The sequence below is a fragment of the Streptomyces sp. NPDC058637 genome (assembly GCF_042717325.1).
In the GTDB taxonomy this organism is placed as follows: domain Bacteria; phylum Actinomycetota; class Actinomycetes; order Streptomycetales; family Streptomycetaceae; genus Streptomyces.
This window is the reverse complement of sequence record NZ_JBHXRD010000037.1, coordinates 1-26360: the sequence shown is the minus strand read 5'-3', so window position 1 is coordinate 26360 and position 26360 is coordinate 1. Positions and strand designations below refer to the sequence as shown.

Annotated in this window: 20 protein-coding genes; 13 read left to right on the top strand and 7 right to left on the bottom strand. The window is 70.7% G+C overall.

The annotated features are described in order from the left end of the window. Window positions 1-121: 121 nt before the first annotated feature. The 3 genes from ACFWVP_RS29330 to eccE form a co-directional block, all read right to left on the bottom strand. Window positions 122-3031, bottom strand: a complete 2910-nt coding sequence (locus ACFWVP_RS29330; protein WP_384500988.1) for an SCO5717 family growth-regulating ATPase — start codon at window positions 3029-3031, stop codon at window positions 122-124. A gap of 335 nt (window positions 3032-3366) precedes the next feature. Beyond that, entirely contained in the window at window positions 3367-4089 is a 723-nt protein-coding gene (locus ACFWVP_RS29325; protein WP_384500987.1) for a hypothetical protein, read from the bottom strand. Further along, complete coding sequence (gene eccE, locus ACFWVP_RS29320) at window positions 4089-5441, bottom strand: type VII secretion protein EccE (RefSeq protein WP_384500986.1); 1353 nt, start codon at window positions 5439-5441, stop codon at window positions 4089-4091. The genes ACFWVP_RS29325 and eccE overlap by 1 nt, the downstream gene beginning before the upstream one ends. A gap of 224 nt (window positions 5442-5665) precedes the next feature. On the opposite strand from eccE, the gene eccB reads away from it, so the two are divergent. The 4 genes from eccB to ACFWVP_RS29300 all read left to right on the top strand — a co-directional run bounded on the left by eccB (window position 5666) and on the right by ACFWVP_RS29300 (window position 9415). Beyond that, on the top strand, window positions 5666-7207 hold the full coding sequence (eccB, locus tag ACFWVP_RS29315) for a type VII secretion protein EccB (RefSeq protein WP_384500985.1): 1542 nt from the start codon (window positions 5666-5668) through the stop codon (window positions 7205-7207). 44 nt (window positions 7208-7251) lie between these two features. After that, window positions 7252-8481: a type VII secretion-associated serine protease mycosin gene (mycP, locus tag ACFWVP_RS29310; RefSeq protein WP_384500984.1), complete on the top strand. Its 1230-nt coding sequence runs from the start codon at window positions 7252-7254 to the stop codon at window positions 8479-8481. A 223-nt stretch (window positions 8482-8704) separates the two neighbouring features. After that, window positions 8705-9055 carry a hypothetical protein gene (locus ACFWVP_RS29305; protein WP_384500983.1) on the top strand — a complete coding sequence of 117 codons (351 nt, stop codon included), beginning with the start codon at window positions 8705-8707 and terminating at the stop codon, window positions 9053-9055. Between the two features lie 51 nt (window positions 9056-9106). Next, window positions 9107-9415, top strand: a complete 309-nt coding sequence (locus ACFWVP_RS29300) for a WXG100 family type VII secretion target (protein WP_384500982.1) — start codon at window positions 9107-9109, stop codon at window positions 9413-9415. 76 nt (window positions 9416-9491) lie between these two features. Here ACFWVP_RS29300 and ACFWVP_RS29295 read toward each other — a convergent pair whose 3' ends face one another. Continuing rightward, window positions 9492-9725: a DUF397 domain-containing protein gene (locus ACFWVP_RS29295; protein ID WP_384500981.1), complete on the bottom strand. Its 234-nt coding sequence runs from the start codon at window positions 9723-9725 to the stop codon at window positions 9492-9494. A gap of 346 nt (window positions 9726-10071) precedes the next feature. After that, window positions 10072-14025, bottom strand: coding sequence for a type VII secretion protein EccCa (gene eccCa, locus ACFWVP_RS29290; protein ID WP_384500980.1), 3954 nt, complete (start codon window positions 14023-14025; stop codon window positions 10072-10074). 185 nt (window positions 14026-14210) lie between these two features. Here eccCa and eccD point away from each other — a divergent pair, with 185 nt between their 5' ends. From eccD to ACFWVP_RS29260, 6 genes are all read left to right on the top strand, one after another. Continuing rightward, window positions 14211-15692: a type VII secretion integral membrane protein EccD gene (gene eccD / locus ACFWVP_RS29285; RefSeq protein WP_384500979.1), complete on the top strand. Its 1482-nt coding sequence runs from the start codon at window positions 14211-14213 to the stop codon at window positions 15690-15692. A gap of 177 nt (window positions 15693-15869) precedes the next feature. Further along, entirely contained in the window at window positions 15870-16160 is a 291-nt protein-coding gene (gene rpsO / locus ACFWVP_RS29280) for a 30S ribosomal protein S15 (protein ID WP_003965855.1), read from the top strand. Window positions 16161-16434: 274 nt separating this feature from the next. Next, window positions 16435-18648 (top strand): polyribonucleotide nucleotidyltransferase, encoded by a 2214-nt coding sequence (locus ACFWVP_RS29275; protein WP_384501031.1) that lies wholly within the window; start codon window positions 16435-16437, stop codon window positions 18646-18648. Then, window positions 18645-20024, top strand: coding sequence for a M16 family metallopeptidase (locus ACFWVP_RS29270; protein WP_384500978.1), 1380 nt, complete (start codon window positions 18645-18647; stop codon window positions 20022-20024). Before ACFWVP_RS29275 ends, ACFWVP_RS29270 begins: the two co-directional genes overlap by 4 nt. 38 nt (window positions 20025-20062) lie before the next feature. Continuing rightward, window positions 20063-20815 (top strand): 4-hydroxy-tetrahydrodipicolinate reductase, encoded by a 753-nt coding sequence (gene dapB, locus ACFWVP_RS29265; RefSeq protein WP_384500977.1) that lies wholly within the window; start codon window positions 20063-20065, stop codon window positions 20813-20815. A 13-nt stretch (window positions 20816-20828) separates the two neighbouring features. After that, window positions 20829-21281: a hypothetical protein gene (locus ACFWVP_RS29260; protein WP_384500976.1), complete on the top strand. Its 453-nt coding sequence runs from the start codon at window positions 20829-20831 to the stop codon at window positions 21279-21281. A 76-nt stretch (window positions 21282-21357) separates the two neighbouring features. On the opposite strand, the gene ACFWVP_RS29255 is transcribed toward ACFWVP_RS29260, so the two are convergent. Together ACFWVP_RS29255 and ACFWVP_RS29250 are read right to left on the bottom strand one after the other, a co-directional pair. Next, the gene (locus tag ACFWVP_RS29255) at window positions 21358-21912 is read right to left on the bottom strand and encodes a hypothetical protein (RefSeq protein WP_384500975.1); all 555 of its coding nucleotides are present in this window, start codon (window positions 21910-21912) and stop codon (window positions 21358-21360) included. Window positions 21913-22017: 105 nt separating this feature from the next. Then, window positions 22018-22257: a hypothetical protein gene (locus tag ACFWVP_RS29250; RefSeq protein ID WP_384500974.1), complete on the bottom strand. Its 240-nt coding sequence runs from the start codon at window positions 22255-22257 to the stop codon at window positions 22018-22020. A gap of 233 nt (window positions 22258-22490) precedes the next feature. Between ACFWVP_RS29250 and thyX the strand changes: the two genes are divergently transcribed. From thyX to ACFWVP_RS29235, 3 genes are all read left to right on the top strand, one after another. Next, window positions 22491-23228 (top strand): FAD-dependent thymidylate synthase, encoded by a 738-nt coding sequence (gene thyX / locus ACFWVP_RS29245; RefSeq protein ID WP_384500973.1) that lies wholly within the window; start codon window positions 22491-22493, stop codon window positions 23226-23228. 152 nt (window positions 23229-23380) lie between these two features. Continuing rightward, entirely contained in the window at window positions 23381-24280 is a 900-nt protein-coding gene (gene dapA / locus ACFWVP_RS29240) for a 4-hydroxy-tetrahydrodipicolinate synthase (protein ID WP_384500972.1), read from the top strand. A gap of 129 nt (window positions 24281-24409) precedes the next feature. Next, window positions 24410-26095, top strand: a complete 1686-nt coding sequence (locus ACFWVP_RS29235) for a ribonuclease J (protein WP_384500971.1) — start codon at window positions 24410-24412, stop codon at window positions 26093-26095. Window positions 26096-26360 lie beyond the last annotated feature (265 nt).

The window sequence follows — 26360 nt, the reverse complement described above, 5'->3', positions numbered from 1 at the left end:
TTATCAGCGCCGGTCGAGTCACGTCAACGGTCCGCCAAACCGCGTGTGGTCTGCGGGAATGCAAGAAGGGCCCGCACCGTGGGAACGGTGCGGGCCCTCATTGGTTTAGACCTCTCCTGTCTTACTGCTGGGGCGCCGGCGGTGGCTGCGGAGGGTACTGCTGCCGGCCCGCCGGCGGAACGGGCCCTTGCAGTTCGCGCTGTCCGGGCTGATGTGCCTGGCCATCGGCGTGCGGGGCCCCCGGAGGGAGCCCGGCCGGGTTCGCGCCCGGCTGTGCCTGGGAGGGCGGTGACTGCTGCCAGCCGTTGTGCTGCACACCCTGACCCGGGTGCTGCGGATACGGCTGCTGCGGGGCCGCGCCCTGCTGCTGCGGAGGCTGCTGGCCCCCGTACGGCTGCTGCCCCCCGTACGGCGGTTGTCCTCCGTACGGCTGCTGCGGATACGGCTGTTGGGGGTGCTGCCCCGGGTACGGCTGCTGGGGCTGTCCGGGCTGCGGCTGCCCCGGGTACGGCTGCTGTCCGGGCTGCGGCTGAGGTGCGTACTGCTGCGGACCGGGCATCGGCGGGGCGAACTGCGGCGGCGGGTTGCCGCCCTCCGCCGTCCACAGCCCCTGCTGCTGCTGGGCCCGCTGGAAGTCCTCGGCGACGAGTGCGGAGAGGTTGAAGTACGCCTCGCGCGTCTTCGGACGCATCATGTCGAGGTCGACCTCGGCGCCCGCCGACAGGTGCTCGTCGAACGGCACGACCACCACACCGCGGCAGCGCGTCTCGAAGTGCTGGACGATGTCGTCGACCTTGATCATCTTTCCGGTCTCGCGGACACCGGAGATGACGGTGAGCGAACGCTGCACCAGGTCCGCGTAGCCGTGCGCCGACAGCCAGTCCAGCGTGGTGGACGCGCTGGACGCGCCGTCGACGGACGGCGTCGAGATGATGATCAGCTGATCGGCGAGGTCCAGCACACCGCGCATCGCGCTGTAGAGCAGACCGGTGCCCGAGTCGGTGAGGATGATCGGGTACTGCTTGCCCAGGACGTCGATCGCCCGGCGGTAGTCCTCGTCGTTGAACGTCGTGGAGACCGCCGGGTCCACGTCGTTGGCGATGATCTCCAGACCGGAGGATGCCTGCGAGGTGAAGCGGCGGATGTCCATGTACGAGTTGAGGTACGGGATCGCCTGGACCAGGTCGCGGATGGTGGCCCCGGTCTCACGGCGCACCCGGCGACCGAGCGTACCGGCGTCCGGGTTGGCGTCGATGGCGAGGATCTTGTCCTGCCGCTCGGTGGCCAGGGTCGAGCCGAGCGCGGTCGTCGTCGTGGTCTTGCCGACGCCGCCCTTGAGGCTGATGACCGCGATCCGGTAGCAGGACAGCACCGGGGTGCGGATCAGCTCCAGCTTGCGCTGCCGCTCGATCTCCTCCTTCCTGCCGCCCAGCTTGAAGCGGGACGCACCGGAGGGGTTGCGGCTGCTCTTCGCCTTCTGCTTGCCCCTGACCAGCCGGTCGGAGGAGAGCTCGACCGCGGCCGTGTAACCGAGGGGGGCGCCCGGCACGGAACGCTCACGCTGGTCGTGGGTCACCGGGGTGGGCCAGGCGGCTCCGGCACGCGGATCGGCGGGCGGGGCCTGGGGGGCGGGCTGCTGGGGCTGGTACGCCCCGGGCTGCTGGGGCTGGTACTGCTGCTGGGGCGGCTGGTGCGGTGCGGCCGGAGCGGGCAGGTCGGGCGTGGCCTGGGCAGGCTGCTGCGGGATTTGCGGAGGGAGCGGGGCGCTCTGCGCGGGCAGCTGCGGGGCCTGCGGGGGGAAGCCCCCAGGCTGCGGCTGCCCCTGCGGTGGGAAGCCGTAACCGGGCTGCGGCTGCCCCTGCGGTGGGAAGCCGTAACCGGGCTGCGGCTGGGGCTGCGCCTGGGCCGGGGGCAGTTGAGGTGCGCCCTGCGCCGGGAACTGCTGCGGCGGCGCCTGAGGGAACCCGTAACCATGCTGCGGCGACGGAACCTGAGGATGGGCCGGCGGTCGGGGCGCGGGCGTCGGCGCCTGCGCGGGCCACTGCGGTGCGGGCTGGGGCGCGCCGGGCTGCGGCGCGGCCGGCTGGAAGGCCGGGGGCAGCGGCGGAACGGCGCCCGGCGCGGGCGGTGCGGGGGACCACGGCGCCGGTACGTTCGACCGCTCGGCGTACTGGGGGGCGTCGGCGGGAGGGGCGTCGGCGGGAGGGGCGTCGGCGGGAGGCGCGCCCTGGGGTGCCGCGTCCGTGGTGAGGCCGGCGCGGTCCACGGGCTCGTCGGCCTTCGGGGTGTCCGTCGCCGGCGCCTCGGAGGCCGCCGGAACGGAATCCGCGTCGGTGCCGGTGCCCGGGTCCGGGGCGGAGGCGTCCGCGGTCTCCTCGGACTCGCCGGCCCTCTCGTTCACCGGAACGGACGGGTCCGCGTCGATGTGCCCGGGCTCGGCAGCGGAACCGTCCGTGGCGTCCTGCGCCGTCTCGGCCGAGGGCGCGTCAGCAACGGAAGCGGGCGAGACCGCGGCCTCTGCCGCCGCCTCGCGATCCGCGATCTCCCGCTTCAGCGCGGCGGGGGAGAACCGCATCGTCGCGCCACTCTCCAGATCACCGCCGCCGAACGGATCCGGCGCACCGCTCCCGGCACCCGTTCCCTCGGAACCGGCCGAAGTCGAAGCCGGTGTCGGAGGCGGAGCCGGAGTCGGACCCGACACCGAGGCCGCACCCGCCGCCCCGGTCTCGGACGGTACGGACGGCGCAGAGGGCGCGGGAGGCGCAGAGGGCGCGGGCGGAGCCGGCGACCAGCTCGGCTCGAATCCGCCCCCGGCGGGCAGCCCGGGCACCGGAGCCCCGTGCGGCGGCGGAGGCGGCGCCAGATGCGACCCGGCCCCGCCCGACGAGTCCCCCGACGCGCTCTGCGTGTACCAGGCGGGCGGGGTGTAGTCGATGGTGAACTCACCCGTCATCTCTGCGGGCTCCGCGTCGGACGACTCGTCGACGGGCGTGTTCCATCCCCCGCGGATCTCGTCCCGATCGCCGTTCACTTTGCCTCCTGGTGTGGTCGAGCACCCTTGTGCCGTGGTGGGCGGGGGCGACCGCTCCCGTTGTCCGGTCCGCCCGGCTCTCCCCCCTTGCGACGCGCAGTGCCTGCCCGCAGGTTCCTCTGCCGCGCCCGCACCCACCCTAATCGCCATGTGGCGTGCTACGGCAGGCCGTATCGCACGGGAGGACTGTCCAGCAGGTCACGCCGCGCCTACAAGTGAACGAACTGTGCGGGAGCGGGCAGGCCGAAGTGGTCGAAAGGGCGCATCCGATGACGAACACGAACCGTGGGCGGCCCGTACGCGGCCCCTCACGTACGAGCGTTCCGCGGGAACGCTCAGTCCATCCGGCGCGCGCTGCCCAGCAGTCCGGACTCGGCGTCGGTGGCCTGGGTCATCACGAACTGCCGGTCCCGGTCCGTGCACCACAGCGTGACGCCGTCGGCCAGGGTGGACAGCGCCTGCGTCTCGGCGGCCGGCAGATTCATGATCCGGCCGATCTGCGCCGCCTCGTCGGGAGAGACCCGCTGGACACCGACGAGCGCCGACTTCTCCATCAGCCGCGGGGCCACCGGGCTCAGGTACGGCAGCAGGGTCACCACCGACTGCCAGGGCCCCGCCACCACGCGCCCGCGCGGCGGTCGCATGCCGCAGTCGCGCACCACGACCACCGGCGACCCGGCCGAGGCACCCTGCGGCGGGATCCGGCCCACGTCGTGCAGCGAGACGCACGGCTGCCCGCCGCCCGCCGCCTGCGCGAGAGCCGTCCAGACCTGCGACCGCCCGGTCTCGACGGCGATCCGGGCACCCGTCGCCGCCGCACGCAGCGCCAGGACCTGGGCGGTCCACAGCCCGCCGATCAGCGTGACCTCGTACGGAGTCGGCCGGTTGATGCCCAGCACCGCCGGGCGCCCCTCCGCGTCCACCCCGATGACCGTGCCGTCGTCACCGACGGGCAGCGCCAGCGAGGCCAGCTCGTCGAGCGACACCGTGTGCCGACCTCGACGTGGACCGATCAGACCGAATCCCAGCCGGGACCGGGAGCTCGTGGTGGCGGACATCAGCGGGTACCCCCGAGCGGCAGCGTGGCGAGCACGCCGGGCAGCTGCTCGCGGTCCAGCCGTACCAGCGACGCCTTGACACCGCGCGCGGTGCGCTCCAGTTCGTGCCGGGCGGCGAGGAGTTCCTCGTCGCTGCGCCCGGTGATGCGGATGTGCCCCGTGACCGAGACCGCCGAGCGGTCGCCGTGCCCCAGCGTCAGGCTGAACGTCGTGGCGAGTGCCGGGATGGAGGTCAGCAGTGCGACGAGCTGCGGCATCGACGCCCCGCCGCCGCCCAGGTGCGGCCAGCGGCTCACCCAGTAGCTGGTGTGCCAACGGTCGTCGCAGCGCCAGGTTCGCGAGGACTCCTCGGTACGACGGCCCGGCGTCTCCGTGCGGCCGGCCTGCGCCATCGCCGACGGACTGACGCACGCCGAGGTCGCGATCGCCGAGATCAGCTCCTGCTCGGTGAGCACGGTCGCCCGGAACCCGGCACCGGTCAGCCGGCTGGCGAGCTGGTCCGCCGCGCGTACGGCGCACTTCTGCGCCCCCACGATCCCGCCGCCGCGCGCCGCCACCGCCTCCGGGCAGAGCTCCGGGTCCAGCTTCAGCGCGATCCAGGTGACCCGCAGCGCCGGCGTACCCGTCCGGGCCTGCAACGGGGCGTAGTTCCGCACCGCCACCGACTGCGGCGGCAGGTGCGGGGCGGGAGCCGGCTGGGTGTGCTGCACGACCTGCGCCGACTCCAGCCGGATCCCGTCGACCTCCAGCACGTCCCGTACGAGCGTCAGGGGCAGCGGCCGTTCCGAGCGGTCCGGGCGCAGCGCCGTGGCGTCCGACTCGACCTGGACGACGGCCGAGAGGTAGGTGCCGTCACCGATCATCCCGACCGGGCGGCGGTCGCGGTCGCTGAACGAGTAGGTACGCAAGGCCGGTTCGCACTCCACGGCGGGCGCCAGCCCCGGCTCCGTACCCGCGGGCAGGACCAGGGAGGCGGCCCGGCGGCTGCGGGCGCGCAGCGCGAGGACGGTGCTCAGCCACTCCGGGAGCGACCGGCGGTGCCTGCGGACGACGGCGAGCGGCACCAGCACCGCGGCGACGACACCCGCGGGCACGAGGAGCAGCGGCTCGATCACCCACGCGGCGAGCAGCAGGGCCGCCGCGATCTCGACCAGTACAAGCTGTTGCAATCGGAACGAACCGACCTGTCCGGCACGTCCGTCCAGTCGCGGAGCGGCGGCGCCACCGGGGCCGGAGGGACCATCGGGAGCCGTACGCGAACCTCTGCGGGAGACCCCCCGGCGGCCGGACCCGGGACCCCCGGACGGCTGCGCGTTCCCGGCCGGACGTGTCCGCGTCGCGGAAGCCATCATTCCGGCATTCCCCCGTTCATAAGGCCCCAACTCGACCCGATCGCCCCTGTCCCGCCGGGGCTTCGGCGGCTGGATCACCCTACCCGCCCCGTCGGCGGCCACGATCAGCAGGCATAGTAGGGGGCCGGTCCGGCACCAGGGTCCGGTATCCGGGGTCCGGCACAGGGGACGGGGGTGCGTACGCTCTTGGGCCGCGCGGGGAGACACGGGAGACAGACACACTCATGGCATCACGGCGGGATGAGCTCAACGCGTACACCTTTGCGAAGAAACGCACGGTGGCCGCATTCCTCCAACCCTCGCCCACAGGCACGGAGGAGGGCGCCCCGCGCCCACTGCGCGCCGTCGTCCCGAGCCTGATCGTCGGCGCGCTGATCGTGGCGGGCTTCGGTGCCTGGGGGATGTTCAAGCCCACGGCGCCCAAGGACTGGGACAAGCCCGGCACCAAGGTGATCGTCGGCAAGAAGTCCACCACCCGGTACGTCGTGCTCTCCACGGGCAAGGGCAAGGACAGCAAGACCCTCCTCCACCCCGTGCTCAACCTGGCCTCCGCCAGACTCCTGCTGACCCCGCAGCAGTTCGACGTCGTCCAGGTCGGCGACAACATCCTGGACGCCGGCAAGCCCCCGCGCGGGCCGATCCTCGGCATCCCGTACGCCCCCGACCGGCTGCCCGAGGCGAAGGACGCGGGCACCGCCAAGCGGTGGGCGGTCTGCGAGCAGCCCGGTGGCAAGGGGAACACCGTGCAGAAGGCGGCCTTCGTCCTCGCCGAGCGGGACGACGAACTGACCGAGGGCAAGCAGCGGCTGAGCGGCGGCCAGGTCCTCTACGTCCAGGGGCAGGACAAGGCCCGCTACCTCGTCGACGCGAGCGGCACCAAATACCGCGTCGACGAGAGCGCCACGGACAACGGCCACCTGACCAACGCCCTGGTCGGCAGCAGGCAGCCGCAGGCCGTCACCGACGACTGGCTGGCCACCCTGCACGACGGCAGTCCGCTCGTCTTCCCGCGGATCCCCGGAACCGTCGGCGCACCCGCGAACATCGAGGGACAGCTCTCCGCCGAGGAGAACAAGGTCGGCATGGTCCTGCGGACCAGGACCGGCGAGGGCACCACCCACTACGTCGTCCTGGACGGCAAGGTCCAGCCGGTCTCCGAATTCACGGCCTGGCTCCTGATCAACTCCCCGCAGACGGCGCCGCTGAACCTCGACAGCGAGGCACGCTCCGTCGGCCTGCAGGACTTCGTCCCGGACGCCCGGACCTTCGCGGGGCAGGCGAGCCGCTGGCCCGCGCACAGGGCCGAGCAGGTCAACTCGGCAGGAGGCGGCGGCCGGGACACCGTGTGCAGCGTGCTGCGCAAGGTCGACGAGAAGGGACGTACGACGCTGTCCACCTGGGCGGGCACCGCCTATCCGGCCGTGATCAACGCCGGGGGCACCAGCACCTACGTCACCCCGGGCAGCGGGCTCCTCTACACGCAGGTCCAGGGCGAGCAGACGAGCCCCGACGGTTCGCTCTTCCTGGTGACCGACACCGGGCTGCGGTACGCGGTCCAGGCGAACGGCGACAGCGACGCCGAGCGCTCCGACATCGGCGCCGGGGAACAGCAGGCACAGGACGGCAGGCCCGAGGCCAGCCAGGCGCAGATCCGGCTCGGCTACGAGAAGGTGACGCCCATGCTCGTGCCGATCGCCTGGTCGGACTTCCTGGCCAAGGGGCCCCGGCTCGACACCAACAGCGCACGCCAGCCCCAGGGCTCGTAGCCGCGGGCACCACGACGAACGCGGGACACGGGGGAGAGGGACAGATGTTGTACCGGAGGACGGCCGCGGTGGCGGTGGCCACCGCCGCACTGGCCGCACTGGCCACACCGCACACCGCGTACGCCGACCGGGGAGCGCGGGACAGCGCCAGGCCGGCCCTCGACGGCAGCGGCGAGTGCACCTTCCCGATGAAGAAGCAGTTCGAGGGCCGCCCCTGGCCGCTGCAGCGGGTCCTGCTCGACGAACTGTGGCAGGACACCAAGGGCGAGGGCGTCAAGGTCGCGGTCATCGACACCGGTGTGGACATCACCAATCCGCAGCTCGTGGAGGCCGTCGACACCTCGGCGGGACGCAACCTCCTCAGGGGCGGCAAGAGCGACGGCACCACCGACGAGGTCGGTCACGGCACCAAGGTCGCCGGCATCATCGCCGCACGCCCCCGCCGGGGAACCGGATTCGTCGGGCTGGCCCCCGAGGCCACGATCATCCCGATCCGGCAGAACGACGAGAAGAACAGCGGCAAGGACACCACGATGGCCACCGCGATCGACCACGCGATCGCCGAGGGGGCCGGGGTCATCAACATCTCCCAGGACACCACCAAGGCGCTCACCGAGGACTCCGCGCTGGGCCGGGCCGTGGCCAGGGCGCTCGCGAAGGACATCGTCGTCGTCGCCTCCGCGGGCAACGACGGCATGGACGGAAAACTCAGGAACACCTACCCGGCGGCCTTCCCCGGCGTCCTCGCCGTCGCCTCCTCGGACCGCAACAACGAACGGGCCGCCTTCTCCCAGGCCGGTGAGTTCGTCGGGGTGGCCGCCCCGGGCGTCGACATCGTCTCCACCGTCCCGGGCGACGGCCAGTGCACCGACAACGGGACCAGCTTCTCCGCGCCGTACGTCGCGGGCGTCGCCGCCCTCCTCGTGGCCAAGTACCCCGACTGGACGGCGGCCGAGATCGTCGCCCGCATCGAGCAGACCGCCGAGCGCTCCATCAACGGCCACGACGCCTTCGTCGGCTGGGGTGTCGTCGACCCCGTACGGGCCCTGGCGGGGGGCAAGGACGACGTCCCGTTGCCGGCCGCACGCCCCGACCCGGCACCGCCCAGGGCGCCGGCGCCGGAGCCCGCGTATCTCGCGATGTCCGAGACGCCGCAGGAACGGAGCGAGCGCTACGCCACCTACGCCCTTGCCCTGGCGGCCGTCCTGGTGTGCGTCGTGACCGGCACCGCGACGGTCGTCCGGGATGTCCGGCGGCGTCGTGATGTGCGCTGAGACCGCGCGACGGTGAGGCACGTCTCTCGCCGTGAAGCCGGTTGGGCGGAGATGACGAAGTGGCTAGGGTGGCGGCAGACTTCACGTGTGTGACGGGGGAACGAGAAGTGGACGAGCCTGATTCCGGGGTGCGCGAGCACCGCCGGACGCTTCTTGGAACCCGTACAGGAAACCTGCCCGCGACCTGCGGACAGGCCCGGGAACTGAGAGATAGGACCTCCGGATGAGCAACACCGGTGCGGGTTTCGGACTTGCCGACGATCCGATCATCCAGGCGAAGAACAAGATCGTGGACACCGCGGAAGCGGTCTCCAGGCAGGCCCGTGAGCTCGCCGACATCCTCGCGACCGTCAGTGCGGGCTGGACCGGTGTCGGCGCCGGCGGATTCTCCTCCGCGCAGGTCGTCATCAACGAGGACCACGACGAGATCCGGCGCCTGCTGCAGGTGCTCCTCAACGGTGTGAGCCAGACCAAGAACCTCAGCAACGCCAACGACGACGAGGTCCGCGCGGCCTTCAACTCCGTGAAGGAGCCCGCCTCCTCGGGCAACTCCTCCGGGCTCAACAACGTCTGAGCCGGCCGTAGCACCCCTTTCACAGACCCAGAACAACCGGAGGAGCGGACCATGTCCGGAGCAGACCCGAACACCAAGGTCAGGTACGAGAGCGTCCAGGAGATCGCGAACCGCATCCGTGTGGTGTCGCGCAACATCATCAAGGACCTCGAAGAGATGGACGCCGCCCTCAAGGTCGTCACCGACACCTGGGACGGTGAGGCCCACGGCGGGTACGTCGCCCTCCAGGGGAAGTACAAGGGCAAGGCCGACCACATGAAGAACCGCCTGGAGCAGGTCGCGAAGATCATCGAGAACGGCAAGGACAGCTACCGTTCCACCGACCTCAAGTCCTCGCGCCTGTTCACCGAGGCGTACTGATCCGGGAACCGCACACGGAAGAGGGGCACGCCCACCGGGCCGTGCCCCTCTTCCGTGTCCCCGTCCGCGCGAGGGCCTACTTCAGGTCGAACTCGCCGTCCCGCGCACCCAGGACGAAGGCACGCCACTCGGCCTCCGTGTAGCGCAGCACGGTCTCCGGATCGAGCGAGGACCGCATCGCCACGGCACCGCCCGGCAGATACGCGATCTCGACCCGCTCCTCGGCCTGCTCGGTACCGGGGGCGCTCAGCCACTCGACTCCCGAGATGTCGAGCGCGTACAACTCGTCCTTCTCCTGCTGGGTGCCCATCAGACGCCTTTCCTGGTCCGCGGCGGAGTGCGTCACCGCCGGTGGCTCCGTGTTCGTGGCCTGCGCGCCGATTATCCCCGCATCCCCGGGACCGGGGTACCAGGAGCGGAATTGCGGCCCCCGCCGCCCGGCGCCGACGGTAGGGTCCCCGCTTCCGTGCCTGCCGCGACGGACCGCCGCGTGCCTCCGCGCCGGGCGTAACGGGCCGCCGCCCGCTTGCGCGCACCGGCCGGACGGACCCGGGCGCCCGCCGTACGGACTTCGCCGCACCCCCCGCACCCCCGTCGTACGCGGGAAGGGCCCCCGCACACCGGTGCGGGGGCCCCTCCGTCACATCGCGTACGCCTCAGCGCTGCTCGGGCAGCCGCCCGGTCTGCACCAGCGGCGTCCCGCGCCGGCGTGACGCGAAGTACCCGCGCCCCGGCGGCATCGTGTGCCCACGGACCGACCCGATGAGATCGCCCTCGGACGGATCACCGGACAGCACCACACCCTGCGCACCCAGCTCCTTGACGCGCTGCATGAAGCCCTCGTACATCGACCTCGACGCCCCCGCCGAGTTGCGCGCGATGATGAACCGGACCCCGGTGTCCCGGGCGAACGGCAGGTACTCCGCGAGCGGCGCCAGTGGGTTGCCCGCGTTCGTGGCCACCAGGTCGTAGTCGTCGACGACGATGAAGATCTGCGGCCCCGACCACCAACTCCGGTCCCGCAGCTGCTGCGGCGTCACATCGGTCGGCGGCTGCCGCCGCGAGAACACACCCGCGAGCGCCTCCATGTGCATCTGCATCGCACTCGCCATCGGCGCGTACTCCAGCAGGTGCGACTCCGGCAGCGCCCCCAGCAGGGCCCGCCGGTAGTCACCGACGACGATCTTCGCCTCGTCCGGGGAGTAGCGCTCCGCGATCTGCTTGGCGATCAGCCGCAGCAGGTTGGTCTTGCCGGACTCGCTCTCCCCGAAGACCAGGAAGAACGGATCCGTCTCGAAGTCGACGAACACCGGCTCCAGGGACGTCTCGTCGATACCGATCGCGACACCCCGCTCGGGGAACTCGAAGCCCTTGGGCAACTGGTCCGCCGGGAGCTTGCGCGGCAGCAGCCGCACCGCGGGCGCGGACGGTCCCGACCAGCTCGACCGCACCGCCGCGACGAACGCCGCGGTGCCCTCGGAGAGATCCGTGCCGCTGCTGACGGAGTCGACGCGCGGCAGGGCGCCCATGAAGTGCAGCTTCTCCGGGACCTGACCACGGCCGGGCACACCCGCCGGGACGTTCGCCGCGACCTTGCGGTCGAACTCCGAGTCCATGACGTCACCGAGCCGCAGTTCGAGCCGCCCGAGGATCTGGTCCTTCAGCGCCGCCCGCACCTCCATGTAGCGGGCCGCCGTGATCACCACATGGATGCCGTAGCCGAGCCCGCGCGAGGCGATGTCCGTGACGACCTGCTCCAGGCCCTCGTACTCGGCGCGGAAACCGCCCCAGCCGTCGATGACCAGGAACACGTCCCCCCACGCCTCGCCGGGCAGCTCACCCCGGGCACGCTTGCGCCGGTAGGTGGCGATGGAGTCGATGGAGTGGGCCCGGAAGAACTCCTCGCGCCGGGTGAGCACGCCCCCGACCTCCGCGACCGTCCGGCGCACCCGCTCCGGGTCCAGCCGCGACGCCATCCCGCCGACATGCGGCAGGTCCGCCAGCGAGACGAGACCGCCACCACCGAAGTCCAGACCGTAGAACTGCACCTCGTGCGGGGTGTGCGTGAGCGCGAACGAGGAGACCAACGCCCGCATGATGGTCGACTTCCCGGACTGCGGACCGCCCACGACCAGCATGTGCCCGGCCGCACCGGAGAAGTCCCGGTACAGCACCTCACGCCGCTGCTCGAACGGCTTGTCGATCAGACCGAGCGGAACGGTCAGCCCACCGGGCCGGGTGTACTCGGTCGACGTGAAGCCCCGGTCCGTGGTCGCCGCCAGCCCCGGCAGCAGCTGGTCCAGCGTCGGCGCCCGGTCCAGCGGCGGCAGCCACACCTGGTGGGCGGGCACGCCCTGCCCCTCCAGCCGCCGCACGATCACGTCGAGCACCGTGTCGGCGAGCGCGTCGTCGTCCGCCGTCCGCGCCGCCAGGTGCGCCGGATCGGGCGCCGCGTACACCACCGGCACCGGCGCGGCACTGAACACCGCGGGCCGCCGTTCGATCGGCAGCTGCCCCACCGACAGATCCGGGCCGCCCGTGCGGTACGTCCCCGACACGTACGCCGCCTTGAAACGGGTCATCTCGTCCGTGCCGAACTTCAGATAGCCCGAACCCGGCACCGACGGCAGGTGGTAGGCGTCCGGCACACCCAGCGCCGTACGCGACTCGGCCGCCGAGAAGGTCCGCAGACCGATCCGGTACGAGAGATACGTGTCCAGACCGCGCAGCTTGCCCTCCTCCAGGCGCTGCGAGGCCAGCAGCAGATGCACACCCAGCGAACGGCCGATGCGGCCGATCTGGATGAACATGTCGATGAAGTCCGGCTTGGCGGTCAGGAGTTCGGAGAACTCGTCGATGACCAGCACCAGCGAGGCCAGCGGCTCCAGCGCGGCGCCCGCGCCCCGGGCCTTCTCGTAGTCGTGGATGTTGGCGTAGTTGCCCGCCGACCGCAGCAGCTCCTGCCTGCGCTGCAGCTCACCGCGGATCGCGTCGCCCATGCGGTCGACCAGGGTCAGGTCGTCCGCGAGGTTGGTGATGACCGCCGCCACGTGCGGCATCTGCGACATCCCGGCGAACGTCGCACCGCCCTTGAAGTCGGCGAGCACGAAGTTCAGCGTCTCCGAGGAATGCGTCACCGCGAGCCCGAGCACCAGCGTCCGCAGCAGCTCCGACTTGCCGGAACCCGTCGCACCGACACACAGCCCGTGCGGACCCATGCCCTCCTGCGCGGCCTCCTTGAGGTCCAGCATCACCGGCCGGCCGTCCTCACCGACACCGATGGGCACCCGCAGCCGCTCCGACACCGACCGCGGCCGCCAGGTGCGCGCCACATCGACCGAGGCCGCGTCCCCCAGATTCAGCAGATCCGTGAAGTCCAGTTCGGCCAGCAGCGGTTCGTCGTCGTCACCCCCGCCCATCCGCAGCGGCGCCAGCTGCCGGGCCAGCGCCTCCGCGGCCTGGAGCGACATGGAGTCCGGCACACCCTCGTACGCCAGACCGGCACCGGACTCCAGGCGCAACAGCCCCGGCCGCACCACGATCGACAGCCCGCCGCGCGGCTCGTCGAGCTCACCCGGCACCACCTCGACGATCGTCACGCCCTGCAGGCCCTCGGCCGCCGCGAACAGCGAGTCCGGCGGCACCATCCCACCGTCCAGGACCACCACGATGTGCGGCTGGTCCAGCACCGGCCGGCTCTCCCGCCCGAACCGCGGCCGCCCGTCGAGCCGGCCGGCCAGCAGCGGCTCCAGCTCACCCAGGTCGTCCCCGAACAGCCGCTTCGTCCCGGCCCCGTCCACCTGGCCCGGCACCTGCGTGTGCGGCAGCCACTTCGTCCAGTCCCAGCGCCCCACGGCACCCGGCGCCGCGACCACGGCGACCATCAGGTCCTCGGGGGAGTGCAGCGTCACCAGCTGGGCCACCAGCGACCGCGCCGTCGACTGCGCCGCGTCCGGCCGCCCGGAGACGGTCACGTGGTAAAAGGCCCGCATCGATACCGCCATCGGCAGCCCGTCCAGCGTCCCGTGCACGGCCAGGAACTGCTGCATCGCCCCCGCCGACATGGGCTCCAGCTCATCCACCGGAGCGGTGTCCGGAGCGACCAGCGGAGTCGACAGCTGCTGCGCCCCGAGCCCCAGCCGCACCTGAGCGAAGTCCTTGTCGCCGACCCGCCGCTCCCACACCCTGCTGCCCTCGGCCACCACCGACCAGAGCTGCTCGGGCGCCGGGTGCAGATACAACTGCACATCGCGCTGGGCACGCGCCGTCCGGCGCACCGTCCGCCGGGTCTGGGCGAGGTACTTGAGGTAGTCACGTCGGACATCGCCCATTTGCCCCTGCGTACCGCGACGGTGCCGGACGATCTGCGCGACCACCATGGCGACGGTCGAGACCAGCATCAGAACACCCATGATCCGCATGAACGGAGGTGCCTGCGGCGAGAAGAAGAAGACCACCGACGAGCCCATGCCGAGCACCGGCAGGATCTGCATCAGCATGCCCTCCTGCTGCCCGCGCGGCAGTTCGGGAGGAGCTTCCAACGTCAACTCGTCCGCGGGTACTTCCGGCGGCAGAGACCGCGGAGGTCGTTTCACGACGATCTGGCTCACCGGCACACCAATCCCTCAATACGGACGGGCGGAAGGCCGGTCCGGTCCGCACCGACGCCCCCGTGGCTGCGTTCGCTGCGGACTTGCCTCCGCGCGACGGTGATCCTACGTGCAGATCACTTCCACCCCTCCCGGTAGGGTGACGCGCGCACCGTGCGCAACCGCGAATCAGGGGGACCGGACACGTGAGTACGACCGCAGCGACAGGCTTCTGCCGCGTCACTGTCGTGGCACCCGACAGCCGTATCGACGTCGCCCTTCCGGAAGACATCGCGGTCGCCGACGTCTACCCCGAGATACTGCGTCTCACGGGACAGACCCAGGCGGCCGGAACACCCACCGGCTACCACCTCGTACGCCGCGACGGAACCGTCCTCGACGGCGCCCGCACGCTCTCCGCCCAACAGGTGCTCGACGGCGAACTCCTCAGCCTGCGGCCCTTCGCGCGGTCACTGCCGCCCGCCGTCTTCGACGACGTCTCGGACGCCGTCGCCTCGGCCGTCACCCGCGACCGCCACCTGTGGAGCGACGAACTCCTGCGCGGCGCCGGGCTGGTGGGCGGCGTTCTGCTGCTCGTCCTGATGGGCTTCGTGCTCTGGTTCGCCGACCCCGTACGCCACGACATGCACAGCCTGCCCGGCATCATCGCCGGCTCCGCGGGACTCCTGCTGACCGCCTTCGCGGGAGTACGCGCCAGGGTCTACGCGGACCGGGCGACGGCCGTCGCCCTCGGGCTCGGCGCGCTGCCCCTCGTCCTCATCGCCGGATCCGGCATCATCGGCGCCGACGCGGGCCAGGGCCCCGGACGGCTGCAGTTCCTGCTCGGCTGCGTCGCCGTCCTGCTCGCCTCCGTCGTCCTGGCCGCCCTCACCCCGAGCGGCGACGCGCCGTTCGTCGCGGCGACCTTCCTCGCCACCGTCGGCACCCTCGCCACGTTCGTCGCGATCCTCACCGAGGCCTCCGCCACCGAGACCGCGGCCGTCACCGTCGTCGTCGCCCTCGGCCTGGTCGCCTTCCTGCCGGGACTCTCCGCCCGCTTCGCCCGGCTGCCCATCGGCTACGCGTCGCCGCGTACCGCCCCCGCCGGCTACGACGACTCCTTCACCGAACCGGGCGCCGGACCCGAGGCCGGCGCCGAGCCCGTCGACGCCGACCGCATCGCCGCCCAGGCCCGCCGCGGCCACGAGATGCTCCTCGGCCTCGTCGGCGGCTGCGCCGCCGTCGTCGTCGGATCCGCCGCCGTGCTCGGCTTCTCCAGCAGCATCTGGGGCCAGATCCTCGCCCTCACCGCCGGACTCGCGATGCTGCTGCGCGCCCGCCTCTTCCGCTACACCTCCCAGGTCGCCTGCGTCCTGGTGGCCGGCATCGGCGCCACGGGCCTGCTCGTCCTCGGCCTCTCGCTCAACCCGCCGGCCGACCTGCTGTACGACCTGGTGCGCTACGGGGACCGGGGCTCCCTGGACATCCGCACGATCTGGCTCTCCGCGGCCGTCGCCGCCGGAGCGGCCCTGCTCACCGCGATCGGCCTGGTCATCCCGCGCAAGGGCCTCTCACCCTTCTGGGGCCGGCTGCTCGACCTCACGGAGAGCGCCCTGCTGCTCTCCCTGGTCCCGCTCTGCCTGGCCGTACTGGACGTCTTCACGCGCGCCAGGGCCATGACCGGCTGAAGCCCGTCGGAGGCACTCCGGACGGCTGGTACTCTGACCAGTGGCCGTTTGTGTACGCGTCTCCGGATCATCCTGGGGGCTGCGCTCATCGGACCTTCGCCTCCGAGTCACGGAAGCTCCCCTGAGATCAAGACCAGGGGCACTCGTGGGCGCATCGAACAAAAATGAGGAGTACGCGTGCCGCTCGACGCCGCTACGAAGAAGCAGATCATGTCCGAGTTCGCCCAGAAGGAGGGTGACACCGGATCCCCCGAGGTCCAGGTCGCCATGCTCTCCCGCCGGATCTCGGACCTGACGGAGCACCTCAAGACGCACAAGCACGACCACCACTCCCGTCGTGGTCTGCTGATCCTGGTCGGCCAGCGTCGCCGCCTCCTTCAGTACCTGGCCAAGAAGGACATCCAGCGCTTCCGTGCGCTCGTCGACCGCCTCGGCATCCGCCGCGGTGCGGCCGGCGGCGCCAAGTAAGGACGCTGTGAGAGGGAGCGGTTCCCCCATTCCTGGGGGCCGCTCCCTTTGCTGTACGTGCGGGACCGGGGTCAGGCTCAGTAACCTGGACGCACGACAAAAGAACAACGAGGAGAGGCGCGCCACGGCCGCCGCCGGTCCTCGGTAGTGGCCCCCGGGACAACGCCCGGGAGCTTCGATCGAAGACCGGCCCGCACACACGGTGCGCTTCTCCGCACCGTCCTCCGCCACACGGGCGGCAGGACGAAAGACGACGAGTATGGAGAAATCACTAGTGGAGAACGAGACCCACTACGCCGAAGCCGTGATCGACAACGGCACCTTCGGCACCCGCACCATCCGCTTCGAGACGGGCCGCCTGGCCAAGCAGGCCGCCGGCTCCGCCGTCGCGTACCTGGACGACGACACCATGGTGCTGTCGGCCACCACCGCTTCCAAGCGGCCCAAGGACCAGCTCGACTTCTTCCCCCTCACGGTGGACGTGGAGGAGCGCCAGTACGCGGCCGGAAAGATCCCCGGATCCTTCTTCCGCCGCGAGGGCCGGCCCTCCGAGGACGCGATCCTCACCTGCCGCCTGATCGACCGCCCGCTGCGCCCCTCCTTCAAGAAGGGCCTGCGCAACGAGATCCAGATCGTCGAGACGATCATGGCGCTCAACCCCGACCACCTGTACGACGTGGTCGCGATCAACGCCGCCTCCGCCTCCACGATCCTGGCGGGCCTGCCCTTCTCCGGCCCGATCGGCGCCACCCGCGTCGCCCTGATCAAGGGCCAGTGGGTCGCCTTCCCGACGCACACCGAGCTCGAGGACGCCGTCTTCGACATGGTCGTCGCCGGTCGCGTCCTGGAGGACGGCGACGTCGCGATCATGATGGTCGAGGCCGAGGCCACCGAGAAGACCATCCAGCTCGTCAAGGACGGTGCCGAGGCCCCGACCGAAGAGGTCGTCGCCGCCGGTCTCGAGGCCGCGAAGCCCTTCATCAAGGCGCTCTGCAAGGCCCAGTCCGACCTCGCCGCCAAGGCCGCCAAGCCCACCGGCGAGTTCCCGGTCTTCCTCGACTACCAGGACGACGTCCTGGAGGCGCTCACCAAGGCCGTCCGCACCGAGCTCGCCAAGGCGCTCACCATCGCCGGCAAGCAGGAGCGCGAGGCGGAGCTGGACCGCATCAAGGAGATCGCGGGCGAGAAGCTCCTCCCGGCCTTCGAGGGTCGCGAGAAGGAGATCTCGGGTGCCTACCGCGCGCTGACCAAGAAGCTGGTCCGCGAGCGCGTCATCAAGGACAAGGTCCGCATCGACGGCCGTGGCGTCACGGACATCCGTACGCTCGCCGCCGAGGTCGAGGCCATCCCGCGCGTGCACGGCTCGGCGCTGTTCGAGCGTGGCGAGACCCAGATCCTGGGCGTCACCACCCTCAACATGCTCCGCATGGAGCAGCAGCTGGACACCCTTTCCCCGGTGACCCGCAAGCGCTACATGCACAACTACAACTTCCCGCCGTACTCCGTCGGTGAGACCGGCCGCGTGGGCTCGCCCAAGCGCCGCGAGATCGGCCACGGCGCGCTCGCCGAGCGCGCCATCGTGCCGGTGCTGCCCTCGCGCGAGGAGTTCCCCTACGCGATCCGCCAGGTCTCCGAGGCGCTGGGCTCCAACGGCTCGACGTCCATGGGCTCGGTCTGCGCCTCCACCATGTCCCTGCTGAACGCCGGTGTGCCCCTCAAGGCCGCCGTCGCCGGTATCGCCATGGGCCTGATCTCCGAGGAGATCGACGGCAAGACCCACTACGTCGCCCTCACCGACATCCTCGGTGCGGAGGACGCCTTCGGCGACATGGACTTCAAGGTCGCCGGTACGAAGCAGTTCGTGACCGCGCTCCAGCTCGACACCAAGCTCGACGGCATCCCCGCCTCGGTCCTGGCCGCCGCGCTGAAGCAGGCCCGTGACGCGCGCCTCCACATCCTCGACGTGATGAACGAGGCCATCGACGTCCCGGACGAGATGTCCCCGAACGCCCCGCGGATCATCACGGTCAAGATCCCGGTGGACAAGATCGGTGAGGTCATCGGCCCCAAGGGCAAGATGATCAACCAGATCCAGGAGGACACCGGCGCCGACATCACGATCGAGGACGACGGCACCATCTACATCGGTGCCCAGCAGGGCTCGCAGGCCGAGGCCGCCCGCGCCACGATCAACGCGATCGCCAACCCGACCATGCCGGAGGTCGGCGAGCGCTACCTGGGTACGGTCGTCAAGACCACCACCTTCGGCGCGTTCGTCTCCCTGATGCCCGGCAGGGACGGCCTGCTGCACATCTCGCAGATCCGCAAGCTCGCCGGTGGCAAGCGCGTGGAGAACGTCGAGGACGTGCTCGGCGTCGGCGCCAAGGTCCAGGTCGAGATCGCGGAGATCGACTCCCGCGGCAAGCTCTCCCTCATCCCCGTCGTCGAGGGTGAAGAGGACGAGAAGAAGGACGACACCGACAAGTGACGTCCCGTAGTTCCGTGACGACGGCCCGCCCCTCCTCGGAGGGGCGGGCCGTCGCCCGTACCCAAACGCTTCTCAAGGGCACCAACGGCATCGGCACCGTCCGCCGCACCGTCCTCCCCGGCGGCCTCCGGGTCGTCACGGAGACCCTGCCCTCCGTCCGCTCCGCCACCTTCGGGATCTGGGCCAACGTCGGATCACGCGACGAGACGCCCACCCTGAACGGCGCGACGCACTACCTCGAACACCTCCTCTTCAAGGGCACCGCCAGGCGCAGTGCCCTCGACATCTCCTCCGCGATCGACGCGGTCGGCGGCGAGATGAACGCCTTCACGGCGAAGGAGTACACCTGCTACTACGCGCGGGTCCTGGACACCGACCTGCCGCTGGCCATCGACGTCGTCTGCGACATGCTGACCGGCTCGCTGATCGCGACCGAGGACGTCGACGCCGAGCGCGGCGTCATCCTCGAAGAGATCGCCATGACGGAGGACGACCCGGGCGACTGCGTGCACGACCTGTTCGCGCACACCATGCTCGGCGACACCCCGCTCGGCCGGCCGGTCCTCGGCACGGTCGACACGGTCAACGCCCTGAACCGCGGCCAGATCGCCCGCTTCTACAAGAAGCACTACGACCCCACCCACCTGGTCGTCGCGGCGGCGGGCAACGTCGACCACGCCACCGTCGTACGCCAGGTCCGCAAGGCCTTCGAGCGCGCCCGTGCCCTCACCCGCACCGACGCGGTCCCCACCGCGCCGCGCGAGGGCTCCCGCACCCTGCGCACCGCCGGCCGGGTCGAGCTGCTGAACCGCAAGACCGAGCAGGCCCACGTGGTCCTCGGCATGCCCGGTCTGGCCAGGACCGACGAGCGCCGCTGGGCGCTCGGCGTCCTGAACACCGCCCTCGGCGGCGGCATGAGCTCACGCCTCTTCCAGGAGGTACGGGAGAAGCGCGGCCTCGCCTACAGCGTGTACTCGTACACCTCGGGCTTCGCCGACTGCGGTCTCTTCGGTGTGTACGCGGGCTGCAGGCCCAGCCAGGTGCACGACGTCCTGAAGATCTGCCGCGACGAGCTCGACCGCGTGGCGACGGACGGTCTCGGCGACGAGGAGATCGGCCGCGCCATCGGCCAGCTCGCCGGCTCGACCGTCCTCGGCCTGGAGGACACCGGCGCGCTCATGAACCGCATCGGCAAGAGCGAACTCTGCTGGGGCGAGCAGATGTCGGTCGACGACATGCTGGCGAAGATCGCGGCGGTCACCCCCGACGAGGTCCGCGCGGTCGCGGCCGACGTCCTCGGACACCGGCCCTCGCTGTCGGTCATCGGCCCCCTCAAGGACAAGCAGGCGGACCGCCTCCACGAAGCGGTCTCCTGACCCGGTTTCTCCACCTCTCAGTCAAGGAAGCAGAGCACATGAGCAAGCTGCGCGTGGCCGTTCTCGGTGCCCAGGGCCGCATCGGGTCCGAGGCGGTACGAGCCGTCGAGGCCGCCGACGACATGGAGCTGGTGGCCGCACTCGGCCGCGGCGACCAGCTGGAGACCCTCACGGACACCGGGGCCCAGGCCGTCGTCGAGCTCACCACCCCCGCGTCGGTGATGGACAACCTCGACTTCTGCGTCCGGCACGGCATCCACGCGGTCGTCGGCACCACCGGATGGACCGACGAACGGCTCGCGCGGCTGGACACCTGGCTCTCCGGTTCGCCGGAGACCGGTGTGCTCATCGCGCCGAACTTCTCGATCGGCGCGGTCCTCACCATGAAGTTCGCGGAGCAGGCCGCCCGCTACTTCGAGTCCGTCGAGGTCATCGAGCTCCACCACCCCGGCAAGGCCGACGCCCCCTCCGGCACCGCCACCCGCACCGCCCAGCTGATCGCCGCGGCCCGCGACAGGGCCGGCCGCGCGCCGCAGCCGGACGCCACCGCCACGGCACTGGACGGAGCCCGCGGCGCGGACGTCGACGGAGTCCCGGTCCACTCGGTCCGGCTCCGCGGCCTCCTCGCCCACCAGGAGGTCCTGCTGGGCGGCGAGGGCGAGACCCTCACCCTCCGGCACGACTCGCTGCACCACAGCAGCTTCATGCCGGGCATCCTGCTCGGCACCCGCCGCGTGGTGACCACTCCCGGCCTCACCTTCGGCCTGGAACACTTCCTCGACCTGAACTGACTGGGCCCCACCCATGCGCGCAAAGCTCACGTACCTCGTCACCGCCGCCGCCCTGGTCCTCTACTTCGTGCTGGCCGGCAGCCGTGGCGTCCTGCTCATCCGGCACGGCACCCTGCTCACGGTCACCTTCGGCGTGGCGGTGCTGATCCTGCCGGTGATCGGGATCTGGTTCCTCTGGAAGAACACCCAGTTCGTCCGCAGGGCCAACGCCCTCGCGGCGGAACTGGACGCGGCGGGCGGCCTGCCCGTCGACGAGCTGCTGCGCACCCCGTCCGGGCGGATCGACCGGGACTCCGCCGACGCCGTGTTCGCACGGCGCCGCGAGGAGACCGAGGACAGCCCGGACGACTGGCGCTGCTGGTTCCGGCTGGCCGTCGCCTACCAGGACGCCAGGGACACCCCACGGGCCCGTAAGGCGATGCAGCGCGCCATCGCCCTGCACGCGAACAAGCCGGTACGCGCCTGATCGGCGCCCACCGGCTCGTCCTGCCGTTCCACCGCTGTCCCGATGGGGGCCGTCCTTCCGGGCGGCCCCCATCGCGTCAGCCCACGACGCTGTACTCGTCGCCCCAGGCCTCGATCGTGTCGGTGGCACGCTCGAAGGCCTCGCCACGGGCCAGGAAGTCCGCGTTGTGGTCGGTGACCAGGGGAGGCAGTGTCTCGCCGCTCCGGCGCACCACCACCAGGGCCTGGCCCTGGACGGTGCGCGGGAACCCGAGCCACTTCACCGGCTGCTGGACCGTCCGGACCGCCGACGCACCGCTCCAGGGCACGGTGGTGGTACGGAAGAAGCCCACCCGGCGCACGCCGTGCCGACTGACCCAGGCGCCGACCCGCAGCAGGCGCAGCGCGCAGGCGATCACCAGACCGGAGAGCACGAAGCACGCCGAGGCGGCCGACAGCGATCCGGCCAACGAGATGATCATGGCCGCGAGCAGCACGAACGACGCGAGCAGCAGCAGGGTGGCCGCTGCTGCGACCCGCCACGGGCCGAGGCGGTAGGGCCGCCGCCAGATGTCGTGGTCGTCGAACGGCAGCGCGATGTCCTCTGCGCCCGCGTCGAATGCGCGGTCGGCCGTCAGAAAGGGCAGGGGCACGACTGATCCTCACTCACAAGCACGCTCGATTGCTGTGCCCGGCGAGGCTACCGAGCAGCCCCCCGGCCGACCACCCCAGGGGGCCCGTCAGGAGCAGCGGGACGGTCAGCGGTGCCGGGACGCCTCGGAGGACTGGCTGTGCGACGGCGTCGGGTCGGTGTCGAGAGCGGGCAGCCCGAAGAGCAGCGACCCGGCGAAACCGGCGATCAGGGTCAGCCCCACGAGAGAGCGGCCCGCCAGCTGGGAGACGCTGGCACGCGCGCGTGGCGGCGGAGTGACATTACTGCGGAACCGGTCGGCCTCGGCCACGAACGAGAACGGGACGGATTCACGCCGGCGGAACATGAGGAAACTCTCCTTGCGTTTTGTAACGGGTGCTGCTGATGAGTCAGACGTACGGGAGACCTGATCGGTGCCCCGAATCGCCGAACCGGCCGAAGAATTCCTGCGGACGGCTGCGCGCCCTCCGTACGGCCGCGCCCGGAAAACGCCTTCCCGGCAGCCGCGGGACAATGCGCGCCGCCCGGGCCCGTAGAGTGGACGCCGCCCGAGCGACGCCATTGGAAGGACCCCCGTCGGTGACCGACTCCCCCGAGCCCACGAAGGCCCATTTCCGCAGTGATGTCACCGTCGACCTGGTGAAATCCGCGGCCGGTGACTCCGATGTGCTGTTCGCAGCCCGTGTCTCCACGGCCGGTGAGCAGTCCCTGGAGGAGGTCACCAAGGACCCGGAGCGCTCCAAGGGGCTCATCAACTACCTGATGCGGGACCGGCACGGCAGCCCGTTCGAGCACAACTCGATGACCTTCTTCATCAGCGCCCCGATCTTCGTGTTCCGCGAGTTCATGCGGCACCGCGTCGGCTGGTCGTACAACGAGGAATCGGGCCGCTACAGGGAGCTGGAGCCGGTCTTCTACGTCCCGGGGGAGTCCCGCAAACTCATCCAGCGGGGCCGGCCGGGCAAGTACGAATTCGTCGAGGGAACCCCGGAACAGCACGAGCTCACCAGCCGTGCCATGGAGGAGTCCTACCGCCAGGCGTACGACGCCTACCAGGAGATGCTCGCCGCCGGAGTCGCCCGCGAGGTGGCCCGCGCGGTCCTCCCCGTCGGCCTGTTCTCCTCGATGTACGCCACCTGCAACGCACGGTCGCTGATGCACTTCCTCGGCCTGCGTACCCAGCACGAACTGGCGAAGGTGCCGTCCTTCCCGCAGCGCGAGATCGAAATGGTCGGGGAACAGATGGAACAGCACTGGCAGCGGCTCATGCCGCTCACTCATGCCGCCTTCAACAAAAACGGACGGGTAGCCCCGTAAGCGGTGTCCGTATTGCGACGTTTCGTGAAGTTCATCTAGGCTGAACAAACGGGCCCGGCACTGCTTGAACCCCCGAGCAGGCAGTGCCGGGCTCCTCTTCCCCGTCCCCCCGAGGGGACACGGCGCTCCGAGCAACGAGTAGCGTGTTACCCATGGCTCCGATCTCCACTCCGCAGACCCCCTTCGGGCGGGTCCTCACCGCTATGGTCACGCCCCTCACGGCGGACGGCGCACTCGACCTCGACGGTGCCCAGCGGCTCGCCGCCCATCTGGTGGACGCAGGCAACGACGGCCTGGTCGTCAACGGCACCACCGGTGAGTCCCCGACCACCAGCGACGCGGAGAAGGACCAGCTCGTACGGGCTGTACTCGAAGCCGTCGGAGACCGGGCCCACGTCGTCGCCGGCATCGGCACCAACGACACCCGGCACAGCGTCGAACTCGCCCGGACGGCCGAGCGCACCGGAGCCCACGGCCTCCTCGCGGTCACCCCGTACTACAACAAGCCGCCGCAGGAGGGCCTGCTCCGGCACTTCAGCGCCATCGCGGACTCAACCGGCCTGCCGGTGATGCTCTACGACATTCCCGGCCGCAGCGGTGTGCCGATCGACACGGAGACGCTCGTTCGGCTCGCCGAGCACCCCCGCATCGTCGCGAACAAGGACGCCAAGGGAGACCTGGGCCGCGCCAGCTGGGCCATCGCCGAGTCCGGCCTCGCCTGGTACTCAGGCGACGACATGCTGAACCTCCCGCTGCTCTCGGTCGGCGCCGTGGGTGTGGTCTCCGTCGTCGGCCACGTCGTCACCCCCGACCTGCGCGCACTCATCGAGGCCTACCTCGGTGGTGACGTACAGAAGGCCACCGAGATCCACCAGAAGCTGCTTCCGGTCTTCACCGGGATGTTCCGCACCCAGGGTGTGATCACCAGCAAGGCCGCTCTCACCCTGCAGGGCCTGCCCGCCGGTCCGCTGCGCCTGCCCCTGGTGGAACTCACCGCACAGGAGACGGCCCAGCTCAAGATCGATCTGGCGGCCGGCGGGGTACAGCTGTAACCACGGACTTCACAACTGAATACGCGAGGTCACTCGCACAGAAACACCACCTGACAACAGCAAGTGCACGAATGACATGCGCGCCACGTGCCCTCAGCGGTACGTGGCGCGCGTGGTAAGGAGAGTCTTTTGAGTCATCCGCATCCTGAACTCGGTACCCCGCCGAAGCTGCCGAAGGGCGCCCTGCGGGTCACCCCGCTCGGTGGCCTGGGCGAAATCGGCCGCAACATGACGGTCTTCGAATACGGAGGCCGCCTGCTCATCGTCGACTGCGGCGTCCTCTTCCCCGAGGAGGAACAGCCCGGCATCGACCTGATCCTGCCGGACTTCACCACCATCAGGGACCGCCTGGACGACATCGAGGGCATCGTGCTCACGCACGGCCACGAGGACCACATCGGTGCCGTCCCCTATCTGCTCCGGCTGAAGGCGGACATCCCGCTCATCGGCTCCAAGCTGACCCTGGCGCTCATCGAGGCCAAGCTCCAGGAGCACCGGATCCGTCCCTACACCCTTGAGGTGACCGAGGGACAGCGTGAGCGCATCGGTGTCTTCGACTGCGAGTTCATCGCGGTCAACCACTCCATCCCGGACGCCCTCGCGGTCGCCATCCGCACCCCTGCGGGCATGGCCGTCGTGACCGGCGACTTCAAGATGGACCAGCTGCCGCTGGACGGGCGCCTCACCGACCTGCACGCGTTCGCCCGGCTGAGCGAGGAGGGCATCGACCTTCTGCTCTCCGACTCGACGAACGCCGAGGTCCCCGGCTTCGTGCCGCCGGAGCGGGACATCTCCAACGTCCTGCGCACGGTCTTCGCGAACGCCCAGAAGCGCATCATCGTGGCCAGCTTCGCCAGCCACGTCCACCGCATCCAGCAGATCCTGGACGCCGCGCACGAGTACGGCCGCAGGGTCGCGTTCGTCGGCCGCTCCATGGTCCGGAACATGGGCATCGCCCGTGACCTGGGCTATCTGAAGGTGCCCGCGGGCCTGGTCGTGGACGTCAAGACGCTGGACGACCTGCCCGACGACGAGGTCGTGCTGGTCTGCACGGGTTCGCAGGGTGAGCCGATGGCCGCGCTCTCGCGCATGGCCAACCGGGACCACCAGATCCGGATCGTTCCGGGTGACACCGTGATCATGGCGTCGTCCCTGATCCCCGGCAACGAGAACGCGGTCTACCGCGTGATCAACGGTCTGACCCGCTGGGGTGCGAACGTCATCCACAAGGGCAACGCCAAGGTCCACGTCTCGGGCCATGCCTCGGCCGGCGAGCTGTTGTACTTCTACAACATCTGCAAGCCGAAGAACCTGATGCCGGTGCACGGCGAATGGCGCCACCTCCGGGCCAACGCCGAACTCGGTGCGCTGACCGGCGTGCCGAAGGACCACATCGTCATCGCCGAGGACGGCGTGGTCGTCGACCTCATCGACGGCAAGGCCAAGATCGTCGGCAAGGTCCAGGCCGGTTACGTGTACGTCGACGGCCTCTCGGTCGGCGACGTCACGGAGACCTCCCTCAAGGACCGCCGCATCCTCGGCGACGAGGGGATCATCTCGGTCTTCATCGTGGTGGACAGCTCCTCCGGCAAGATCGTGGGCGGTCCCCACATCCAGGCCCGCGGCTCCGGCATCGACGACGGTGCGTTCACCGCCGTGGTGCCCAAGGTCGAGGAAGCCCTGAACAAGTCGGCCCAGGACGGGGTCATGGAGCCGCACCAGCTCCAGCAGCTGGTCCGTCGCACGGTGGGCAAGTGGGTTTCCGACACCTACCGCCGGCGCCCGATGATCCTTCCGGTCGTCGTCGAGGTCTGACCCTCCTGACCAGCCCGTACGGGAGCGGGGCCCCTCGATTTGCATCGAGGCGCCCCGCTCCAGTACGTTTACGGCTCCGCCTGACCGGGAAGCACCGCGCGCAACCATGCGCCGGAGCGGACCGCACAGGGCGGGAATTCCGACTCAGAATCTCTGATAAAGTCGGATCCGCCGAAAGGCAAAGGCCGCTCCGCAGGCCGCTGGATTCGAATTCGGACCGGAAACGGAACGAAAATGAGTCTGGTAAAGTCGGACTCGCCGGAAA